Raw genomic sequence first — 17057 nt, forward strand, 5'->3', positions numbered from 1 at the left:
CGGCCAGGTTTGCGGCAGGGGTTTGCCGCTCCGGCAAGCTCCTGCCGAGCCCGTCTTACATCGGAATTTCGACATGGCCGGGCGCAACAACGCTGGCCCTTATTGTGCGGGACGATCGCAGATTTTCTACAAGAACCTGTTCGCCCACACTTGCACTTGCCAGGGCCTTGCCCCGGGAACGTACTGAAAAACCGCCCGTTTTGGCGGTAATGATAACATGGTCGCCCCGTTCAACCGCATTCGGAGCCGAGAGCATGTCAGGGGTGATCAGCGAGCCGGCGTTCACCGCCCGCCGCACCTGCATGCCAATGGCCTGGTCGGTGGCGGTAATAACGCCGCGTCTGGAGGCATTGAGTTCAACGGACTGCCGGGTCAGCAAGTCTCCGGTAATTCGTTCTCCGCGCGTGAGTGGTCGTGTTGCCACCAGGGCCGGGCCGTGTATAGAAACGGAAGCGGTGACAAACATCCGCCACGGACGTGACGCCTCACAGGCCACCAGCATCGAAGGGCTGGTACTTTTCCAGGGATCACCGCTGAACTCGACACTCAGAGGCTGGTCGCATTCGGCAAGGGCAAGCCGACTGTCGATCGAGCCAGGTTCGAAGGAAACGGTGTAGCCTTTGTCGGCCTGTTCAGACGCGAAGTTATCGAGAAAAGCCAGGGTCGCTTTCTGAATCTGTTCGGCGGTCGTCTCAGCCAGGAGCGGGCCACTCAGGCCAGACATTAGCAGTAGTAGGGCGAAATTGGTGATGCGCATACGTATCAGTTTGTCCTATGCTGTCAACAAAAGGCCAGAAAAGCCCGAATCGGGCTAAGGATTCGGGAAAAGTGGCCGTTAAATTGGCTGATCCGCCGCTGATATGACGGGTTTCCGTCGATCAGGCTATTATTCAGTTAAAAGCAAGATATATGCCGGTGTAATTTCGGCAGGCCAGGAGAATCAAAATGGCAGGGGTATTGGACAGTGTTAACCAGCGCACTCAGATGGTCGGGAAGAACCGTCTTGAGCTCCTTCTTTTTCGCCTGAGGGGACGTCAGATCTACGGCATCAACGTCTTCAAGGTGAAAGAGGTCCTGCAGTGCCCCAAGCTTTCCTCGTTGCCCAATAGTCGGCCGGTCGTTCGCGGTGTTGCTCACAGCCGCGGTGAGACCATCCCCATTATCGATTTGAGTATGGCTATTGGTCTGCCCGGCATTCCCCAGGAAGAGTTAGCGACCAGTTTCGTTATCATCACTGAATACAACCGTAAAACGCAGGGCTTCCTGGTCACCGGTGTTGAGCGGATCATGAACATGAACTGGGAGGAGATCCTGCCGCCCCCGAAAGGGGCAGGCAAGGATGTCTATCTTACCGCTGTTACGAAGATAGATGATAAGCTTATAGAAATCATAGATGTAGAAAAGGTTCTTTCGGAAGTTTCTCCGCTGGGTGAGGACGTAACCGAGGCCGTACTGAGCAAAAGCGCGGAGCGAGTGCCAGGACACCTTCCAGTACTGGTCGTGGACGATTCTTCTGTAGCCCGACGCCAGATACAGCGGTGTCTCACCGCGATTGGCATGGAAGTAGTGCTGAAAAATGACGGCAAGCAGGCATTCGAATATCTGAAAGAAATAACGGGGGACGGTTCCCGGGCCAAAGATCACTTCTCATTGATCATCTCTGATGTCGAGATGCCGGAAATGGATGGTTACACCCTCGTCACCAAAGTAAAAGGTGATCCAGCCCTGTCTGATATGTTTGTTATGCTTCACACCTCACTCAGTGGTGTCTTCAATCAGGCTATGGTGAAGAAGGTCGGGGCCGACGACTTTATGGCAAAGTTCAGTCCGGACGAGCTGGCAGAGCGGGTGATGGAAATCATCGACCAGGGTTGATGGAGCCGCTCAAAGATTCACTTAGAACAGAGATCCAATGAAAGCGGAAATAACGCCACAGGAATATGAAGCCTTCAAATCGTTCCTGCAGGATGCCTGTGGGATTTTACTGGGCGAAAATAAACAATACCTGGTAAAAAGCAGGTTACGCAGGATTCTTGAAGAGAACAGCCTGAACACCCTGGGTGAGCTCCTTGAGCGCCTCAAGCGTCCCGGACGAGGCGGCCTCAAAGAGGTCGTCATCGATGCGATGACAACTAACGAAACTCTGTGGTTCCGTGACAATCACCCTTTCCGGATTCTCCAGGAAAAACTGCTTCCTGAATTCGCTGAGCGAGCTTCGGGGCAGCCACTCCGCATTTGGTCTGCAGCCTGTTCAACCGGCCAGGAACCATACTCGATCGCCATGATAGTGGAGGAGTTTCGGCGGGCAAGACCCGGCAAGCTTCGTGACGTGCGAATCACCGCCACGGATATTTCCAAAAGCGTCCTCGATGTGGCCCGCAAGGGCGAGTACGAAATGCTCGCCATTGGTCGTGGCTTGTCACCGGAGCGGCAGAAGCAGTTTTTCACGCCTTCCCTGAACGGGGGCTGGCAGATCAAGCCGCAAATCAAGAGCATGGTAGAGTTCAAGGAATTGAATCTGCTCGAGCGCTACATGCTTGGTAAATTCGATATTGTGATGTGCCGGAATGTTCTGATCTATTTCTCGGCGGATCTGAAGAAGGATATCCTGACACGGATGCACGCTACCCTGAACCCTGGTGGCTACCTTGTTCTGGGTGCTTCCGAGTCGCTCAACGGTTTGCCCCACCTTTACGAGATGGTTCAGTGCCATCCCGGTATCATCTACAGGAAAAAGTAACCCATGCCCCTCAATGTCTGGGTCCTGGTTGCCGCCCAGGCGCTGGCCATGTGTACAGCGCCTTTTATTGTTTTCATCGGCAGCATTCAGGGCCGAATGCTCGCCTCGGCGCCCGAGTACGCAACGCTCCCTGTTGGCCTGGTGGTGGTCGGTACCGTGCTGGCCATAAAGCCGGCAACCTGGTTGATGGAGCGCATCGGGCGCAAGCGTGTGATGCTGCTGGGCGCGGTTATGGGCGTTGTGGCGGGCCTTCTGGGAGCGCTCGCGTCATGGACCGGTCTGTTTTCGTTGTTGTGTCTGGCGGCTGTGGTGGGTGGCACCGGTCTTGCCGTGGTTCACCAATATCGGTTTGCTGCCATGGAGTCCGTGGCTCCGGGTATGGCTGGCTCTGCCGCTGCACGCGTGTTGTTGGGCGGGTTGGTCGCGGCCTGGCTCGGGCCGGAAGTGGCCGGTCTGGGCAGTGGCGCTGCGGAGCAATACCCGTTTCTGATCAGCTGGATCGGTTTGGCGGTGATTCAGGGCGTAGCCTTGCTGATACTCGGCGCCGGCTACCGGGCTGGGGCTGAGCGGGTACAGGAATCACGCGCGGGGGGCGGGCGTCCGCTGCGGGAAATCCTGGCGAATCCGGTGGTGTGGGCGGCTATCAGTGCTGCGGCCATTGGCTATGCGGTGATGAGTTTTATTATGACGGCAACGCCACTGAGCATGACCGAGATGGCCGGGCATGACCTTGATGATGCCAAGCGCGTGATCCAGCTTCACATTATGGCCATGTACCTTCCGTCGCTAATCAGCGGTTGGCTCACCCGTGTTATAGGTATTCCCGTGATGATGGCAGCAGGATTACTGGCGTATCTTGGCTGTATTGCCCTGGCGGCCAGTGGCGTGAGTTTTCACCATTATCTTTCCGCCCTACTGTTGCTCGGTGTTGGCTGGAATTTCCTTTTTGTTGGCGGTACAACGCTGTTGCCTCAGGGCTATCGGGATGCGGAACGTTTTCGTGTCCAGGGCCTGAACGACATCATGGTTTTTGGCTCCCAGGCCACCGCCGCGCTCTCTGCTGGTGCCATTCTGAGTTGGTTGGGCTGGGGCGGATTGGTCATGGTCGCCGTGCCGTTCCTCATACTTCACGCTCTGCTGATGATTTTGTGGCTGTTGCGGGAGCGAGCGCCCGAAACTGCAGTTAACGGGAGAGAATAGTGCTTATAGATTTCGAGGGTATGGATCCGAAGGATGCCTACCACATCCTGACCCAGACGGTTATTCCTCGGCCCGTGGCCTGGGTGTTGAGTGAAAACCCCGACGGCGACTTCAACCTGGCGCCGTTCTCGTTTTTTACACCCATCACCAGTAATCCGCCGTTGCTGATGATTTCCGTCGGCAAAAAGCCGGCCGAGGGCGTATCCAAGGATACCCGGGTTAACATTGAGGCGAGGAAGCGTTTTGTCGTTCATATCGCTCATCGGGATCTCGCTGCCGCGGTCACCGAATCCTCCCGAACTCTGCCCCATGGCGAATCCGAACTGAAGAATCTTGACCTGGAACTGGTGGATTTCGAGGGTTTCAGTCTACCGCGCCTCAAGGACTGCCACGTGGCCTTTGCCTGTGAGCTTTACGACATCAAGGAAATTGGTGCTGGGCCACAGTCGCTGGTCTTCGGAAAAGTCACCCGGGTCTGGGTATCGGATGCGGCAGCCCAGTACGATGACAAGAATCGTCTGACCTTTGATGGCGCTGCCATTGATCCGATTGGCCGTCTGGGCGGAAGCGAATATGTCACCTTCGGTGAGATTCTCAAGATCCCGCGGCCATCCTGAATCGGTGGTAGGGCAAGGCAATGGAACAGCTTAATCTACGCCATCTTTACTATTTCTGGGTGATCAGCCGGGAAGGTTCTATTGCCCGCGCCAGCGAGGTTCTCGAACTGGCACCTCAGACCCTCAGCGGCCAATTGGCCACGTTTGAAGCCTCCGTGGGTGGGCGCCTGTTTTCCCGTGAAAGGCGAAAGCTGATTCTAACGGACCTCGGGCGGCTGATCCTCGGCTACGCTGACGACATTTTCGCCCTGACCGGGGAGCTTGCTGAAACCCTTCGGCTTGATCCTTCCGAGCGCCCGCTGACGCTGCGCGCCGGCGTATCCGCTTCCATCCACAAACTGATTGCCTACTACCTGCTGCAGCCGGCCATGGCGGGCGAGCGCTCGATCCAGCTCGAGTGTCAGACGGGCCGTACGGAAGATCTGGTGCTGAGCCTGAAACGCAAGGAGCTGGACCTGGTGCTGACGGACCGCATGCCCAAGTTGCAGGAAGAGGGCAATCTGACGGTACACCCACTGGCGGGATCCAGCATGAGTCTGTTTGCTGCGCCAGAGCTGGCGAAAAAACTGAAAAAGGGTTTTCCGGAATCCCTGAATGGTCAGCCGCTGCTGGCCAACGCCACCGATGCGCCTTATTTCGAGCGACTGATGAACTGGTTTTCCTTGAATGGGGTTCGTATGAAGCTCGTTGCGCGGGTGGACGACAGCGCCCTGATAAAAGTATTTGGCAGCCAGGGCTACGGCGTTTTCGCCGCCCCGACATCAATTCGCGAGGAGGTCTGTCGTCAGTATGAGGTTGAGCAGATTGCCTCAATCGATGATGTAATGGATGAGCTGTTTGCCATTACCCGGGGACGAAAAACCGCCCATGAAGGCGTCCGCTCGATTATTCAAGCTCACGCCGTCAACGAGCAAGCCTGAAAACATCGAAATTACCGATGGTAAAAGCTCACAAAAGCTTATTTTATCGAGCTCTGTTCCTGTCCATTATGGCGTTGTGAAAGGCAGCAACCCAAAGAGGAGCAGCAGCTATGAAAACCATCCACAAATTCCGTCTGGAACCGGGCAAAGAGCCGACCACGCTCACGCTCAAAGAGGGTTACAGGGTGGTGCGCAGCGAATACATTGTGCCCCACAAGGCCGTTTACCTTTGGGTGGAGCAGCCCCTGAACGTCACCACATCAACCCTTGAGCGGCAGTTTCGAGTCGCTTTCTCGGGAGAACCCGTGCCCGACAGCTTCGAGTACCTTGATACGGCATTGGATCCATTTGGCCCTGAGGCGTACCACGTGTTCGCCGTTCCCGCGGAAGAGGAAACATTCTTCGGACCGGTCTCAGAGGGAGCGAGTAACGACGCTTACAGCAGGCACAACTGGCAACACACGGCTACCTCCTAGCCACTTCAGGGCCCTTCGGGGCCCTTTTTTATTGCGATTCGATCGGTAGATGGCCGGTTTTTACCCAGATGACGGTCTCTTTGTCTACGAACGGATGATGTTGGCTCAAATGGGGGCTTCGAATCCAGGTTCCTGCGGGGTAACGGCCATGCTCGTCGCAGAATTCTCCGGACAGGACGAAAATCTCTTCTCCCCCGAAGTGCCGATGGGGCTGAAAAACCTCGCTCGCCGGCCATTTCACCAGGGCCACATGCTCGTGCTCGAATTCGTGCAAAGGCATGACCTCAAGTCCGCCGATACCGGGCAGCCAGGGCGTGTTGAGGGTATCTATGCGCACCGTTGACAGATCGCGTTCGTCGAACTGATGCAGCTTCACCAGCAGAGTGCAGCCTTCCTTGCTGAAAGGGGCGTGTCCACTGCCTGGCGGGTTCCGTAGATAAGTACCGGCCGGGTAGTTGCCGGTCTCGTCGGAAAACACCCCATCCAGAACGAGGATTTCTTCTCCCAGGGGGTGCTCATGTCGGTTGAAGGAGGCGCCAGGCTCGTACCGGACCACACTGGTCGCATGACCACGCTCCGCTTCCTCGCGGGCTAGAGGCTTCCTCAGAACTCCACCGGCAGGGCTGGGCACCCAATCCTGCTCTTCGGTGCGGATGATGACTTTCTTGGAAAAGTCCATGTTGAGCATTGCGAACCTCAAAACCACCTGAAATTGAAGTGACTAGTTACGTGGGCGCCAGCCTTCCGGATGCCTCTATTTGATCAGGGCCTGGATGTTCCGGAACTGCGGGTGCTTGCAATGACGCATCCATTCAAACGCCACCATCTCGAGCGTTACAATTTTGGCCCCGCTCTCATTCAGACGGTCCAGTGCGACATCCCGGTCAAATTCGTTCCTGGACCCTGTCGCATCGGCCACCACCCATACTTTGTAGCCGGCATCAAGCAGACTCAAAGCGGTCTGCATCATACAGACATGGGTCTCGCAACCACCTATTACAATGTGTTGCCGGCCTTCAGGCAACTGGTCGACAAGCCCATCCGGACAGGCATCGAAATGATGCTTGGCCAGAGTCTGATTACACAGCTCTCGGACCGCTTCAACGTTATGCCCCAGCTTGTCAGGCAGCTGCTCGGTAGCCAGCACAGGCACGTCCATAAGCCCCGCAATGGTGGCAAGAACGATGCACCGGTCCACCACTTCATCGCCGTGGCTTATGGCCGGCATCAGCTTCTCTTGAACGTCGATGAGCAGCAGTGTCGATTGCTCGGCTTTCATCAGCATTACCGGTCTCTCCGTAGCTTTGGGGAATGATCTCCATCAACTCGATGGTTGTCATTGGTATTGTACTAACGATAGTCCTTAATCTGTTCGACCGATAAACAGAAAACCGTCCCGGCAGGAATTTTTTTGAGGATTTTCCACCAGGGAGTTGCCAACCGGCCATAAAACCATTAAAGTTTGCGCCCTCAAATGAGCGACGACATCGCTGATTTGAAACAGTTTATTGGAGAGGTGGCCGAGTGGCTGAAGGCGCACGCCTGGAAAGTGTGTAAACGTTAATAGCGTTTCGAGGGTTCGAATCCCTCCCTCTCCGCCAATACAAAACCCCAGCAACGCTGGGGTTTTTTATTGGCCGAAGGGTAGGGTAGAAAGAACCCTCGCGGGTTCGACCTAGGATTTCCTCCAAACCAACAACCGATTATTGGCCGGCATCTCAAAATCCTCTTCAAGCGCCAGCCCCGTTTCCGCACCGAGTGCCTTGATATCCTCAATATCCTGTATCCCCATATGCGGCGCCTGCGTTCGGAGCGACAGGTCAAACCGCGCATTGCTTTCACTGGTATGCTGGCCGCCATAGCTGAAAGGCCCGTACAGACAGAAGATTCCGTCCTTCGGCAGGGCGCCGGCAACACCGTGAAACATCGCCTCCACTTCTTCCCAAGCCATGATGTGAGCTGTGTTGGCAGAAAATGCACCGTGGATCGCCGGCAGATCGGCCCATTTTCCGTCCAGCACGTTCAGGGCAATGGGCGAGTTGATATTGGTGAGATGTGAGTCGTCGATCCACGCCCGAGCCAGTTGAGCATTCTGGGGATGATCGGTGGGCTGCCAAACCACATGGGGTAAGTGGCCGGCAAAGTGAACGGCGTGTTGGCCCGTGCCCGTGCCGATTTCCAGAATGGTGCCCGGCTGTTTGAAAAGTTCTGCAAGTTTTTCCAGAATCGGCGCTTTGTTATTCTCGCAGGCTTGAGAAAACGGCTTGTCTTTTTGCATGCTCCGACCTTTCGACAGGGGGTAGTTTATGGCGCATCGTTTAGCGCACGCTGAAATCGCTGAATTCTCCGGTCGGAGACTCCGGGGCAAGATCGACCGCGTCCACCCTGGCATCCGGTGGGCCGTCCGCGCACCAGGTCTTGAGTTCATTTAACCGGTCTTCGGGCCCTTCGGCAATAATCTCGACCCGGCCATCTGGCAGATTGCGAGCGAAACCCGTCAAGCCCAGGGAAGAGGCCTTCTGCTCCGTTGAGGCGCGATAGTAGACCCCCTGTACCCGGCCGGATATCAGAAGTTGCCAGCGTTTGGTATCCATGGTTTGCTCCCGCTCGTTTTGTCGTGTCAGGCTTTATTTCAATCTACCGGTTCGGGCACGACCACTTCAAGGAGAGAGAACGCCGATGGCCTCCACCCACCTGAAACACAATGCCACTGGTTATGCCGGTGCCCTGGTCTGCGAGGCGGAGGGATTGGAACGCCTTGCCAGCGCTCTTGATGAGGCCGGGGTAAATGACGTCGGTGTACCGCACGTTTATCGGGTGAATGAAACCGAACTCGAAATCACCGCCATCCGGTCTTCAGGTGCCTCAGATCGGGCGCGCGAGGTTCTTGGTGAAGGGCTGGCCAGAATGCACGGATTGCGTCAGAAGGCTTATGGCTGGGGTCGGGACAATTACATTGGTCTGTCGCCGCAACCCAATCGCTGGTGTGACAACTGGGGTGCGTTTTTTGTCCGGGATCGTCTCGGCTATCAGGTCTCCCGCATCCGTGACAGCGCCCAGAGGGAACGTTTTAAGAGGGTTTTGGATGAGCACGGCAGTGTGCTTACGGAATGGCTCAACGCCCACTGTGATCACCCGAGCCTGCTCCACGGTGACCTCTGGAACGGCAATGTGCTCTATGACACTGACGGCCCCTGGCTGATCGATCCGGCCGTCTACTGCGGTGACCGTGAAGCCGATATCGCCATGACGCAAATGTTTGGCGGCTTCGGAGAGGCGTTCTACCGGGCCTACGATGCGCACTACCCGCGGACACCTGTGTACAGCGTCAAGAGGGAGGTCTACAACCTCTACCACTATCTGAACCATTACAACCTGTTCGGCAGTGGTTACCTGGGGGGATGCGAAGCAGGTTTCGCTGCGATCGAGGCCATTGGGCGTGGCGAAGCCTAGATCAATCCGGCGCTGCGAAGAGCGAAGACCCCCAGAGTCACAGTAATGCTCGCCAACAGGGTAGTCAGGGCAATGATATTGGCCGCCAGGCGGTCGTTGCCGCCCAATGCCTTCACCATCACGAAACTGGCCGCTGCGGTGGGGCTGGCAAAGAACAGAAACATCAGGCCCAGTTCGGAACCACGAAAACCTGCGAGCCATGCCGCGCCGGTGCAAAGAGTCGGCAGTATCACCATCTTGAAAAGGCTGGAGCCCAACGCCGTTCTGCTGTCGCTGCGAATGGCGCTCAGGGAGACGGTGGCGCCGATGCACAACAGCGCCAGGGGCAGGGTGAGAGAAGCAAAGTAGTCGCCGCTGGTCATTACCCAGCCGGGTAGCGTGATATCCAGGGCGGCAAAAGGGATGGCCACAAAGACCGCGAGAATGAGCGGGTTCCGGACGATATCGTGAAATATCTTCGTCCAGTCCGTGGTCTGCCCTGGCTGGTAGGCTACCAGCACGATCACCGAAAGAATGTTGTAGGAGATAATCACCAGGCCAAGCAGGATACCGCCCGCTGAGAGGCCAAAATCCCCGTAAAGGTTGGCGGCGAGCGCCAGGCCGACGATACCGCAATTACCCCGAAAGGCGCCCTGTACATAGACGCCCCGATCTTCCCGAACAACGCGCCAGCGGGCCCAGACCCACGTGATCGCGAAACTCGCTAGGGTCGCACCAAGATAAAAGACCAGAAGGCCGGGATTGAACGCGGTATTCAGATCGGCCCGGATGATGCTCAAAAACACCAGGGTCGGCAGGGTAGCTTTGAACACCAGTGCCGACGCGGTATTTACAAAGGCATTGTCGATCCAGCCAATCTTGCGAAGCCCGAGGCCGATAAACACCATGGCAAACACGGGCAGTGTGGTTTCCATGGTTTGCAGGAACAGATCGATCAGGGTCATCTGGCGCGGCCGTTTGAACGAGGAAAGTGAAGGTCTTCAAACGGATTATAAGCGGCCGGAAAGCTAGGATGCTATGGGAATACCACGAAGGTATGGGGCGCAAAGACAGCTTGGCGTAATAAAAACAGGGCCCCGCAGGGCCCTGATCAGTTTTAGCCTTTCAGTTGATCTCCAACAGGCAACCGCCTGATTCGTTTCCCAGTTGCGGCATAGATTGCATTGCACAATGCCGGCGCTACCGGTGGCAGGCCTGGTTCACCGACACCGCCCATGGCTTCGTCCGGGTTGTCGACCAGATGAACTCGGAGCGTTTTTGGCGCATCCGGCATGCGGGGAATCAGGAACTTGTCGAAGTTGCCCTGTTGCGCCACGCCGTCTTTAAAGGTCACCTCGCTCTGCAGCGCGATGCCTATGCCCATGACGATGGCGCCTTCCAGCTGGGAACGAATCCGCTCCGGGTTGGCCTGTGGGCCGCAGTCGAAGGCGATGTCTGCCCGGTGGATGGTGAGCTCACCCTGATCATCCACTTCCACATCAAAGACAATCGCAGTATACGACACGAAGCTGTGGTGGAAGGCGAGGCCCAAACCCCGATTCTTGCCGGTGGATTTACCCCAGTCTGCCTCTTTAGTAACACGCTCAATCACATTGCGCATGCGCCCGATGTCGATAGGGTAGAGATCCGGGTCTTCGCCATAATTCCAGCCATCGCCCACCGTGAGATTGTGGATCTCCCGGTCCGGGCCGAGCAGGTCCAGCACGTAATCGCGATGGTCCTTGCCGGCAGCCACAGCCATCTCATGGGCAAAGCTCTGGATCGCCCAGGCATGGGGCAGGTTGTAGACCGACCGGAACCACCCAATACGCACATGGGCAGGTGCAGGCGGGTTTTCCAGCCTCAGGGCCGGCACCGAGAACGGCATGGTGTTAAAGCCCATGCCCAGTTCAAACTCACCCTTGTGTTTGGGATCGGGGGCAAACAGCGAGCCGATACTGGGTGACAGGGTCCGGTGTAGCCAGCCGGTGGCTTGGCCACTGTCGTCCAGCCCGGCCTCCAGATAATCAACAGACACGGCATGGAAATAAGCGTGGTGAATGTCGTCTTCCCGTGACCACTGCAACCTGATTGGCCGGCCCTTGAAAGCCTCGGCAATACTGGCCGCCTCAATGGCGAAATCCGGTTTGGATTTGCGCCCGAAGCCACCACCCAGCAGGGTAACGTGAACGGTGACGTTCTCCGCATCCATGCCCAATCGCCCGGCGACGGTATCGCGGGTCGCCTGCGGATTCTGCACCGGCGCCCACACTTCGGCCTTGCCGTCCTTGATCTGCACGGTGGCGACCGGAGGCTCCATGGGTGCCTGGGCCATGTGGGGCATGTAGTAGGTGGCAGAGACGCGTTTGTCGGCGCTCTCCAGAGCTGTGTCCAGATCGCCATGCTGACGGACGACCTTGCCGGGTTGCTGCGCTGCTTTCTCCAGGGATTCCCGGTAGGCAGACGAGGTATAGTCGGCGTTGTCTCCGGCAGTCTCCAGATCCCAGTCAATTTTCAGCGCTTTACGGCCTTCCATGGCGGCCCAGGTATTGGAAGCCACCACGGCAATCCCACCTAGTGGGCTAAAGCCCGCCGGTTGGCCCGTACCCTCAACCTTGAGGACTTTCTCTACACCGGGCACCTTGAGGGCTTCGGTATCGTCGAAGTTGGCAACGGTAGCGCCGTAAACGGGAGGACGCGCGATTACGGCATAAAGCAGGTTATCGAAGGGAACATCTGCGCCGTAGATGGCCTTGCCGGTCACGATATCGTCGCCGTCAATTGCTTTCGGGTATGCCGATTTCAGCTCACCGTTGATCAGCCCGGTTTCCTTACCGACAAAACGGAGCTCATCATCGCGCTTCAATACCAGAGCATGGCGTCCCGGAACATCGAGTTCCCGTGCTTTAGCCGCAAGCTCGCCAAAGCTGAGTTCCTTGCCTGAAGACCTATGAACGATGGTGTGAACCCCAGCATGAACTTCACTAACAGGCACGCCCCATTCGTTGGCGGCCGCCTGTTCCAGCATCTGTCTGGCAGCCGCTGCGGCGCGGCGCATGGGCTGGTACCAATGGCGCATGCTACGGGAACCGTCGGTGTTCTGGTTGCCGTATTTGCTGTGGTCGCCTTCGGCCTGTTCGACTCTCACCCTGTCCCAGTCTGCGCCGAGCTCGTCGGCACCGACCATTACCAGGCTGGTCCGTATACCCTGACCCATTTCAGACCGGTTGTTCACGATGGTGACAAGGCCGTCTGCATCGATGTGGATGAATACGTTGGGGTCGTCTACCCAGCCGCCGGGCATTGCTCCGGCGCCAAATTGAGCTTTCTCATTGCCGCCCAGGGCCACATCCCAACGGGCCGCGAGCACCAGGGCAGAGCCACCCGCCAGGCCCATCAGGAAGCGCCGACGGCTCACGTTGGCTATCATCAAGTTGTCATCGGCGCTCATGCTTCACCCTCCTTGTCGGAAGCCCTTTCGATCGCTGCAAGGATTCGGTTGTAGGTGCCACAACGACAGAGGTTGCCTGCCATGGCGTCGACAATCTCCCCGGTTTCAGGGTTTGGCGTCTTTTTTAGCAGGGCTGTGGCGTTCATGATCTGGCCACCCTGGCAGTAACCACACTGGGCTACCCCGAGATCGAGCCAGGCCTGTTGAACCTTGCTGCCAACCGGGTCGTCGGCCATGGCTTCAATGGTGGTGATTTCGCCGCTGGCCGCAGAGACGGGTGTGACGCAGGAGCGGATTGCTGTTCCGTTCAGGTGAACCGTGCAGGCGCCACATTGGGACATACCGCATCCAAACTTGGTTCCTTTGAGGCCTATGACATCGCGGATTACCCAAAGCAGGGGCATGTTGTCGGGAACGTCGAGCTCATAGCGCTCGCCGTTAATCGTGAGGGTAGCCATATCGTCCTCTCGGTTATGGGTTTCGCGTTTCCTTCACTGTAGGCCTACGAAGCCAAAAGGTAAAAAGAGCAATCTGAATGAAAGGTAATAAAATCGCTTGCGCGAACGCCTTGGGCCTGGGCTATAGTAGGCCCCGGAAACACGAGAAGAAGAGGATAAGGATGGACGCCGTTAATCCCACCCCCGAACAGCTTCAAAAAGTCCTGGCGGATACCCCAAAAGACCAGCCAGTGGTCATGCTGAATCTGCTGCGCTTTCGCGATCGGGCAAATTACAAGGAAGAGGCGCCGGAGCGAACCGGTTGGGAAGCCTACTCGTTGTATATGGAAGAGGCTGCTGCTTGCGTAGAATCGGTGGGCGCAGAAGTCATCTGGTCCGGCCGTAGCGTTGGCTCGCTGATCGCGCCCCCCGATGAATCCTGGGATCAGGTGCTGCTGGTGCGCTATCCGTCAATCGACGCCTTCATGGCCATGATTGAAAGCCCGGAATACAAAGGCGTGGTCAAACATCGGACCGCCGCACTGCAGGATTCCCGGCTGGTTGCCAACCTTGAAAGCAGAATGCCTTAAGAGCCGGTTTATAGTCCGGCTTGTTGGATGGCCATGTAGCTGATTGTGCCTGCGGCGATGGAGAGTAGGGCATTTCGCCGCCACAAGTGAATGATGACCACTAGCGCGCCGGGTAGCAGAGCATCAAGCCCAACCCAGGAACCAGACCAGTCCGCAGATCGCTGCAGGAATACCGTTGCCAGCAATGCCATAACCGCCGCGGGAAGGTAGCGGCCAAGATGGCGGACCAGCGGGTGTTCGGTATGCCTTTCGAAAAACAGGAACGGAATCACCCGTGTGGCAAAGGTTGCGATTGCCGCTACGGCAATGAATGCTGCCAGATAGCCGGATTCACCCATGGCCGCTCTCCTTGCCCGGTGCCTGCCCGCGATGCTTCCGGTATTCGAACAGCAGGACGGCAGTGACCAGCGCAATGGCGCCGATCAACTGGTGTGCCGGTGGCAAAATCAGCATGGCGACGCCCGCGGCCGCTGCTCCGAGCCAGATCGGGAAACCCTCTCCCAGGGCTTTGAATTGCTCCAGAGTCAGAACAATGAACAGAGCCACTAGCGCGAACTCAATGCCGGTGCTGTCAAAGGCGACATTGTCGCCAAGCAATGCACCGATTGCGCACCCCGCCACCCAGTAACACTGATTAAAGCCGGTAATTCGGAAATCGACCTCCTGTTCGTGGGCCCGGTCACTTCCCCGTGGGCGACTGGTGAGCAGGGAATAGGTTTCATCGGTCAAACCGAAAATCAGATAGAGTTTCCGCCAGCCCGCGCCCTTGAACTGGCCGAGCAATGAAAGCCCGTAGAACAGATGGCGGGCGTTCAGAACAAACATCGCGATGAATACTTCCAGCAGACCCGCGTTAACGGCCAGAAGGCTGACGGCCAGTATCTGGCCGGCTCCGGCGTAAATCACGATTCCCATCAACGGCGCTGTCCACCAGGCATAGTCGAGCTGGGTTGTGAACAGCACACCGAATGCCATGCCCAGCGGTAGATAGCCGAACAATATGGGTAACGTGAGTCTGAAAACGGACTGGTTCATTAGCATCCAAACGGTCAGAAAGCGGCGATCATAGAGAATCGGTGGAATTTTTTGAAGTGGTTAAGACCATTCTCGACTGCAAGCGATAAAATGCCGGCGCATCCGGTGCAACAAAAGTGTCATAAAATCGGCATACCATCCGCGGCATAGCCCGCTGTTGGAGTTGTCATGTTCGGCACAGTAAAAACCCGCATCCTTTTTTTCGCCTTCCTCTCGGTCTTTGCCGTCGCAGGACTTTCCGCTCTGTCCTGGAGCATCATCCTGAAAGCGGAAGATGCCTCCAAAACCCTGATCCAGACCAACCTCAACGAAGCCTGGTTACTGGCGGATCTGGAACAGGATCATCGGCATCTCCAGGATCTTGCGTACAAGATCAAGGCCCAGCTTCTGCTGTGGGATGAAATCGAGACCGAGTTCAGCCGTTTGGAGACCGCTTTGCCGGCGCATTGGCAGAATCTGGAAACGGATCCGGGGTTGAGCGAGTGGGCGGAGGCACATCGTGAGGATTTCGAGCGGGTACTGACGCTTATCGCCCGGATGAAAGAGGGTATTGCAGAGAAAAGCTATTACCGTGTGGGCCAGGTGGTGGACTTCGACCTTTTCCCGGCCATGGAGCCGATGCTTGAAGCCATTGCTGGGCGCCAGTTTCAAAGCAGGAAGTCCGTATCCGGGGGCGCCGACGAGTTGCTGTCGTTTCTGGCTGGCCAGCAGACCTTTCTGATTGCTGGTTCCGTGTCCTTTCTGCTTATTGTTATCGTCATGACCTGGTGGCTGAGACAGTCGGTGATTCTGCGCTTGCAGGGTATGGAAAATGATCTGGTCGCCATGGAGCGAAACGCTGACCTCACGCGGGTGCCTGTCTTGAGGGGGCGGGACGAGGTTGCCGGAGTTGCAAAGGCGCTGGGTGGTCTGGTCTCCCGATTCGAGCATTTTATTGCAGACATCCGATCGGCTGCCGGTGGTCTGGATGAGCGTTCCGGCGCCCTGGATAACGGTGCCGAATCACTTCAGGCAGCATCCGAGAAAACCCGGAAGCAGATCCATGATGTCAGCCAATCCATGGCCGCCATTGCCGACCAGGCCTCGGCCATTGAGCGAGCCACAGATGAGTCTGCCAACACCGTGAAATCGGCGGTGGCGGCCAACGAAGAAGTCCAGCATCGACTCACCACCAGCGAGGGCGCTGCGGAACATACGGTGGATGTCATTTCCCGCGTTTCCGGCTCCATTCACGCCCTTAACGAATCCACGGGCAAGATAGAGCAGGTCATCGGAGTGATTGCCGATATTGCCGAGCAGACCAATTTGCTGGCTCTGAACGCTGCGATCGAAGCGGCTCGAGCAGGGGAGCACGGTCGTGGATTTGCCGTGGTAGCCGATGAGGTTCGGACCCTGTCCCGTCGCACCTCCGACTCTACCCGGGATATATCCCAGTGGGTGCAGGACCTTGTATCCGGCGTAAGCAGCGTCGATGCACTGTTGGAGGAGATGCGCGATGCCGGCAGCAGCAACCGCGAGCATCTCGCTGCACTCAAGGGACACCTTCAATCCCTGCAGGACCAGTTCGTGGATCTTGAGAACCACAGTGCCGAGATCAGCTCGGCCGTTGCGTTTCAACGGGACGAGATCGGGCGGGTAGGCCGCCGTTCAACAGCACTGGACGAAAGCGCCGATTTCCTCATTGAAACGGTCGAGCAAACCCGGACCATCAGCGATGCCCTCAGGCAGGAATCGGTTTCCATGCGACAACTGATCGCACGCTTCCGAACCGCCGCAGAACCTGCTTGATCTCAAATTGTTTGCCCGGAACCCGTTTCCGGGCTTCTACCTCAGCGCTATTACTCTTACCATGGGGTTTCCGCAGGAGGTAGTATGACTGACAGTACCGAAAACCAGCCAGAGCAAGACCCCAGACAGGAAAAATTCATCGTTGACACCGAGTTGCTGACCGAAGACCAGCTCCAGGGCCTGGTGGAAGAGTACTGCACCCGCTACCACGGACTGAACGATACCGAAAATCCCATGGCCGAGCAGAGCAGGGTAATGTCTGCGGTGCGTCGGGGCGATCTGGTGGTCTGGTTCGACCCGGTGGAGAATGCTGCCGGTCTGGGTGTGCCGGCTTAGACGTAAGGTGTGTCACGGTATTTGTGTTTGCACCT

General features: G+C 57.0%; 20 protein-coding genes and 1 tRNA gene. 11 read left to right on the forward strand and 10 right to left on the reverse strand.

Annotated elements, in window-relative coordinates:
* Positions 1–55: 55 nt before the first annotated feature.
* Complete coding sequence (flgA, locus tag FMN52_RS00645) at positions 56–757, reverse strand: flagellar basal body P-ring formation chaperone FlgA (RefSeq protein WP_148606796.1); 702 nt, start codon at positions 755–757, stop codon at positions 56–58.
* A gap of 188 nt (positions 758–945) precedes the next feature.
* Between flgA and FMN52_RS00650 the strand changes: the two genes are divergently transcribed.
* The 6 genes from FMN52_RS00650 (at position 946) to FMN52_RS00675 (ending at position 5953) form a co-directional block, all read left to right on the forward strand.
* The gene (locus FMN52_RS00650; RefSeq protein ID WP_148606797.1) at positions 946–1875 is read left to right on the forward strand and encodes a chemotaxis protein CheV; all 930 of its coding nucleotides are present in this window, start codon (positions 946–948) and stop codon (positions 1873–1875) included.
* A gap of 37 nt (positions 1876–1912) precedes the next feature.
* Complete coding sequence (locus tag FMN52_RS00655) at positions 1913–2740, forward strand: protein-glutamate O-methyltransferase CheR (protein ID WP_148606798.1); 828 nt, start codon at positions 1913–1915, stop codon at positions 2738–2740.
* A 3-nt stretch (positions 2741–2743) separates the two neighbouring features.
* A complete protein-coding gene (locus FMN52_RS00660; RefSeq protein ID WP_148606799.1) occupies positions 2744–3940 on the forward strand; it encodes an MFS transporter in 1197 nt (398 codons plus the stop codon).
* Positions 3940–4557 (forward strand): flavin reductase family protein, encoded by a 618-nt coding sequence (locus tag FMN52_RS00665; protein WP_148606800.1) that lies wholly within the window; start codon positions 3940–3942, stop codon positions 4555–4557. Before FMN52_RS00660 ends, FMN52_RS00665 begins: the two co-directional genes overlap by 1 nt.
* A gap of 20 nt (positions 4558–4577) precedes the next feature.
* Positions 4578–5477, forward strand: coding sequence for a LysR family transcriptional regulator (locus FMN52_RS00670; protein ID WP_148606801.1), 900 nt, complete (start codon positions 4578–4580; stop codon positions 5475–5477).
* A 110-nt stretch (positions 5478–5587) separates the two neighbouring features.
* Positions 5588–5953: a hypothetical protein gene (locus tag FMN52_RS00675; RefSeq protein ID WP_148606802.1), complete on the forward strand. Its 366-nt coding sequence runs from the start codon at positions 5588–5590 to the stop codon at positions 5951–5953.
* Positions 5954–5981: 28 nt separating this feature from the next.
* Here the strand turns inward: FMN52_RS00675 and FMN52_RS00680 are convergent, their stop codons facing one another.
* Positions 5982–6641 carry a cupin domain-containing protein gene (locus FMN52_RS00680; protein WP_148606803.1) on the reverse strand — a complete coding sequence of 220 codons (660 nt, stop codon included), beginning with the start codon at positions 6639–6641 and terminating at the stop codon, positions 5982–5984.
* Positions 6642–6707: 66 nt separating this feature from the next.
* Entirely contained in the window at positions 6708–7238 is a 531-nt protein-coding gene (locus FMN52_RS00685; protein WP_148606804.1) for an isochorismatase family protein, read from the reverse strand.
* Between the two features lie 225 nt (positions 7239–7463).
* Between FMN52_RS00685 and FMN52_RS00690 the strand changes: the two genes are divergently transcribed.
* Positions 7464–7554, forward strand: a tRNA-Ser gene (locus FMN52_RS00690).
* A 74-nt stretch (positions 7555–7628) separates the two neighbouring features.
* On the opposite strand, the gene FMN52_RS00695 is transcribed toward FMN52_RS00690, so the two are convergent.
* On the reverse strand, positions 7629–8231 hold the full coding sequence (locus FMN52_RS00695) for a DUF938 domain-containing protein (RefSeq protein ID WP_148606805.1): 603 nt from the start codon (positions 8229–8231) through the stop codon (positions 7629–7631).
* A 40-nt stretch (positions 8232–8271) separates the two neighbouring features.
* Entirely contained in the window at positions 8272–8547 is a 276-nt protein-coding gene (locus tag FMN52_RS00700) for an acylphosphatase (protein ID WP_148606806.1), read from the reverse strand.
* 85 nt (positions 8548–8632) lie between these two features.
* Here FMN52_RS00700 and FMN52_RS00705 point away from each other — a divergent pair, with 85 nt between their 5' ends.
* Positions 8633–9406 (forward strand): fructosamine kinase family protein, encoded by a 774-nt coding sequence (locus FMN52_RS00705; protein WP_148606807.1) that lies wholly within the window; start codon positions 8633–8635, stop codon positions 9404–9406.
* Here the strand turns inward: FMN52_RS00705 and FMN52_RS00710 are convergent.
* The 3 genes from FMN52_RS00710 to FMN52_RS00720 all read right to left on the reverse strand — a co-directional run bounded on the left by FMN52_RS00710 (position 9403) and on the right by FMN52_RS00720 (position 13294).
* Positions 9403–10350 carry an AEC family transporter gene (locus FMN52_RS00710; RefSeq protein ID WP_148606808.1) on the reverse strand — a complete coding sequence of 316 codons (948 nt, stop codon included), beginning with the start codon at positions 10348–10350 and terminating at the stop codon, positions 9403–9405. The genes FMN52_RS00705 and FMN52_RS00710 overlap by 4 nt on opposite strands.
* Positions 10351–10502: 152 nt before the next feature.
* Positions 10503–12836 carry a molybdopterin cofactor-binding domain-containing protein gene (locus tag FMN52_RS00715; protein WP_148606809.1) on the reverse strand — a complete coding sequence of 778 codons (2334 nt, stop codon included), beginning with the start codon at positions 12834–12836 and terminating at the stop codon, positions 10503–10505.
* Positions 12833–13294 (reverse strand): (2Fe-2S)-binding protein, encoded by a 462-nt coding sequence (locus tag FMN52_RS00720; protein ID WP_148606810.1) that lies wholly within the window; start codon positions 13292–13294, stop codon positions 12833–12835. The genes FMN52_RS00715 and FMN52_RS00720 overlap by 4 nt, the downstream gene beginning before the upstream one ends.
* A gap of 161 nt (positions 13295–13455) precedes the next feature.
* On the opposite strand from FMN52_RS00720, the gene FMN52_RS00725 reads away from it, so the two are divergent.
* Positions 13456–13863, forward strand: coding sequence for a DUF1330 domain-containing protein (locus FMN52_RS00725; protein ID WP_148606811.1), 408 nt, complete (start codon positions 13456–13458; stop codon positions 13861–13863).
* Between the two features lie 8 nt (positions 13864–13871).
* Here the strand turns inward: FMN52_RS00725 and FMN52_RS00730 are convergent, their stop codons facing one another.
* Positions 13872–14201, reverse strand: a complete 330-nt coding sequence (locus FMN52_RS00730) for an AzlD domain-containing protein (protein ID WP_148606812.1) — start codon at positions 14199–14201, stop codon at positions 13872–13874.
* A complete protein-coding gene (locus FMN52_RS00735; protein ID WP_148606813.1) occupies positions 14194–14898 on the reverse strand; it encodes an AzlC family ABC transporter permease in 705 nt (234 codons plus the stop codon). Before FMN52_RS00735 ends, FMN52_RS00730 begins: the two co-directional genes overlap by 8 nt.
* Before the next feature lie 168 nt (positions 14899–15066).
* Here FMN52_RS00735 and FMN52_RS00740 point away from each other — a divergent pair, with 168 nt between their 5' ends.
* Both FMN52_RS00740 and FMN52_RS00745 read left to right on the forward strand, forming a co-directional pair.
* Complete coding sequence (locus FMN52_RS00740; RefSeq protein ID WP_148606814.1) at positions 15067–16686, forward strand: methyl-accepting chemotaxis protein; 1620 nt, start codon at positions 15067–15069, stop codon at positions 16684–16686.
* 84 nt (positions 16687–16770) lie between these two features.
* Positions 16771–17022 carry a YheU family protein gene (locus FMN52_RS00745; protein WP_148606815.1) on the forward strand — a complete coding sequence of 84 codons (252 nt, stop codon included), beginning with the start codon at positions 16771–16773 and terminating at the stop codon, positions 17020–17022.
* Positions 17023–17057: the final 35 nt, after the last annotated feature.

It is taken from the genome of Marinobacter sp. BW6, assembly GCF_008107725.1.
Taxonomy (GTDB): Bacteria; Pseudomonadota; Gammaproteobacteria; order Pseudomonadales; family Oleiphilaceae; genus Marinobacter.

Excerpts from the sequence above, each read along its gene's own strand:
- FMN52_RS00740 (WP_148606814.1), top strand. The coding sequence starts at position 15,067 with ATGTTCGGCACAGTAAAAACCCGCATCCTTTTTTTCGCCTTCCTCTCG.
- FMN52_RS00700 (WP_148606806.1), bottom strand. The coding sequence starts at position 8,547 with ATGGATACCAAACGCTGGCAACTTCTGATATCCGGCCGGGTACAGGGG.
- FMN52_RS00715 (WP_148606809.1), bottom strand. The coding sequence starts at position 12,836 with ATGAGCGCCGATGACAACTTGATGATAGCCAACGTGAGCCGTCGGCGC.
- FMN52_RS00720 (WP_148606810.1), bottom strand. The coding sequence starts at position 13,294 with ATGGCTACCCTCACGATTAACGGCGAGCGCTATGAGCTCGACGTTCCC.
- FMN52_RS00725 (WP_148606811.1), top strand. The coding sequence starts at position 13,456 with ATGGACGCCGTTAATCCCACCCCCGAACAGCTTCAAAAAGTCCTGGCG.
- FMN52_RS00705 (WP_148606807.1), top strand. The coding sequence starts at position 8,633 with ATGGCCTCCACCCACCTGAAACACAATGCCACTGGTTATGCCGGTGCC.
- FMN52_RS00680 (WP_148606803.1), bottom strand. The coding sequence starts at position 6,641 with ATGCTCAACATGGACTTTTCCAAGAAAGTCATCATCCGCACCGAAGAG.
- FMN52_RS00735 (WP_148606813.1), bottom strand. The coding sequence starts at position 14,898 with ATGAACCAGTCCGTTTTCAGACTCACGTTACCCATATTGTTCGGCTAT.
- FMN52_RS00730 (WP_148606812.1), bottom strand. The coding sequence starts at position 14,201 with ATGGGTGAATCCGGCTATCTGGCAGCATTCATTGCCGTAGCGGCAATC.
- FMN52_RS00660 (WP_148606799.1), top strand. The coding sequence starts at position 2,744 with ATGCCCCTCAATGTCTGGGTCCTGGTTGCCGCCCAGGCGCTGGCCATG.
- FMN52_RS00655 (WP_148606798.1), top strand. The coding sequence starts at position 1,913 with ATGAAAGCGGAAATAACGCCACAGGAATATGAAGCCTTCAAATCGTTC.
- FMN52_RS00650 (WP_148606797.1), top strand. The coding sequence starts at position 946 with ATGGCAGGGGTATTGGACAGTGTTAACCAGCGCACTCAGATGGTCGGG.
- flgA (WP_148606796.1), bottom strand. The coding sequence starts at position 757 with ATGCGCATCACCAATTTCGCCCTACTACTGCTAATGTCTGGCCTGAGT.
- FMN52_RS00710 (WP_148606808.1), bottom strand. The coding sequence starts at position 10,350 with ATGACCCTGATCGATCTGTTCCTGCAAACCATGGAAACCACACTGCCC.
- FMN52_RS00745 (WP_148606815.1), top strand. The coding sequence starts at position 16,771 with ATGACTGACAGTACCGAAAACCAGCCAGAGCAAGACCCCAGACAGGAA.
- FMN52_RS00695 (WP_148606805.1), bottom strand. The coding sequence starts at position 8,231 with ATGCAAAAAGACAAGCCGTTTTCTCAAGCCTGCGAGAATAACAAAGCG.
- FMN52_RS00685 (WP_148606804.1), bottom strand. The coding sequence starts at position 7,238 with ATGCTGATGAAAGCCGAGCAATCGACACTGCTGCTCATCGACGTTCAA.
- FMN52_RS00670 (WP_148606801.1), top strand. The coding sequence starts at position 4,578 with ATGGAACAGCTTAATCTACGCCATCTTTACTATTTCTGGGTGATCAGC.
- FMN52_RS00675 (WP_148606802.1), top strand. The coding sequence starts at position 5,588 with ATGAAAACCATCCACAAATTCCGTCTGGAACCGGGCAAAGAGCCGACC.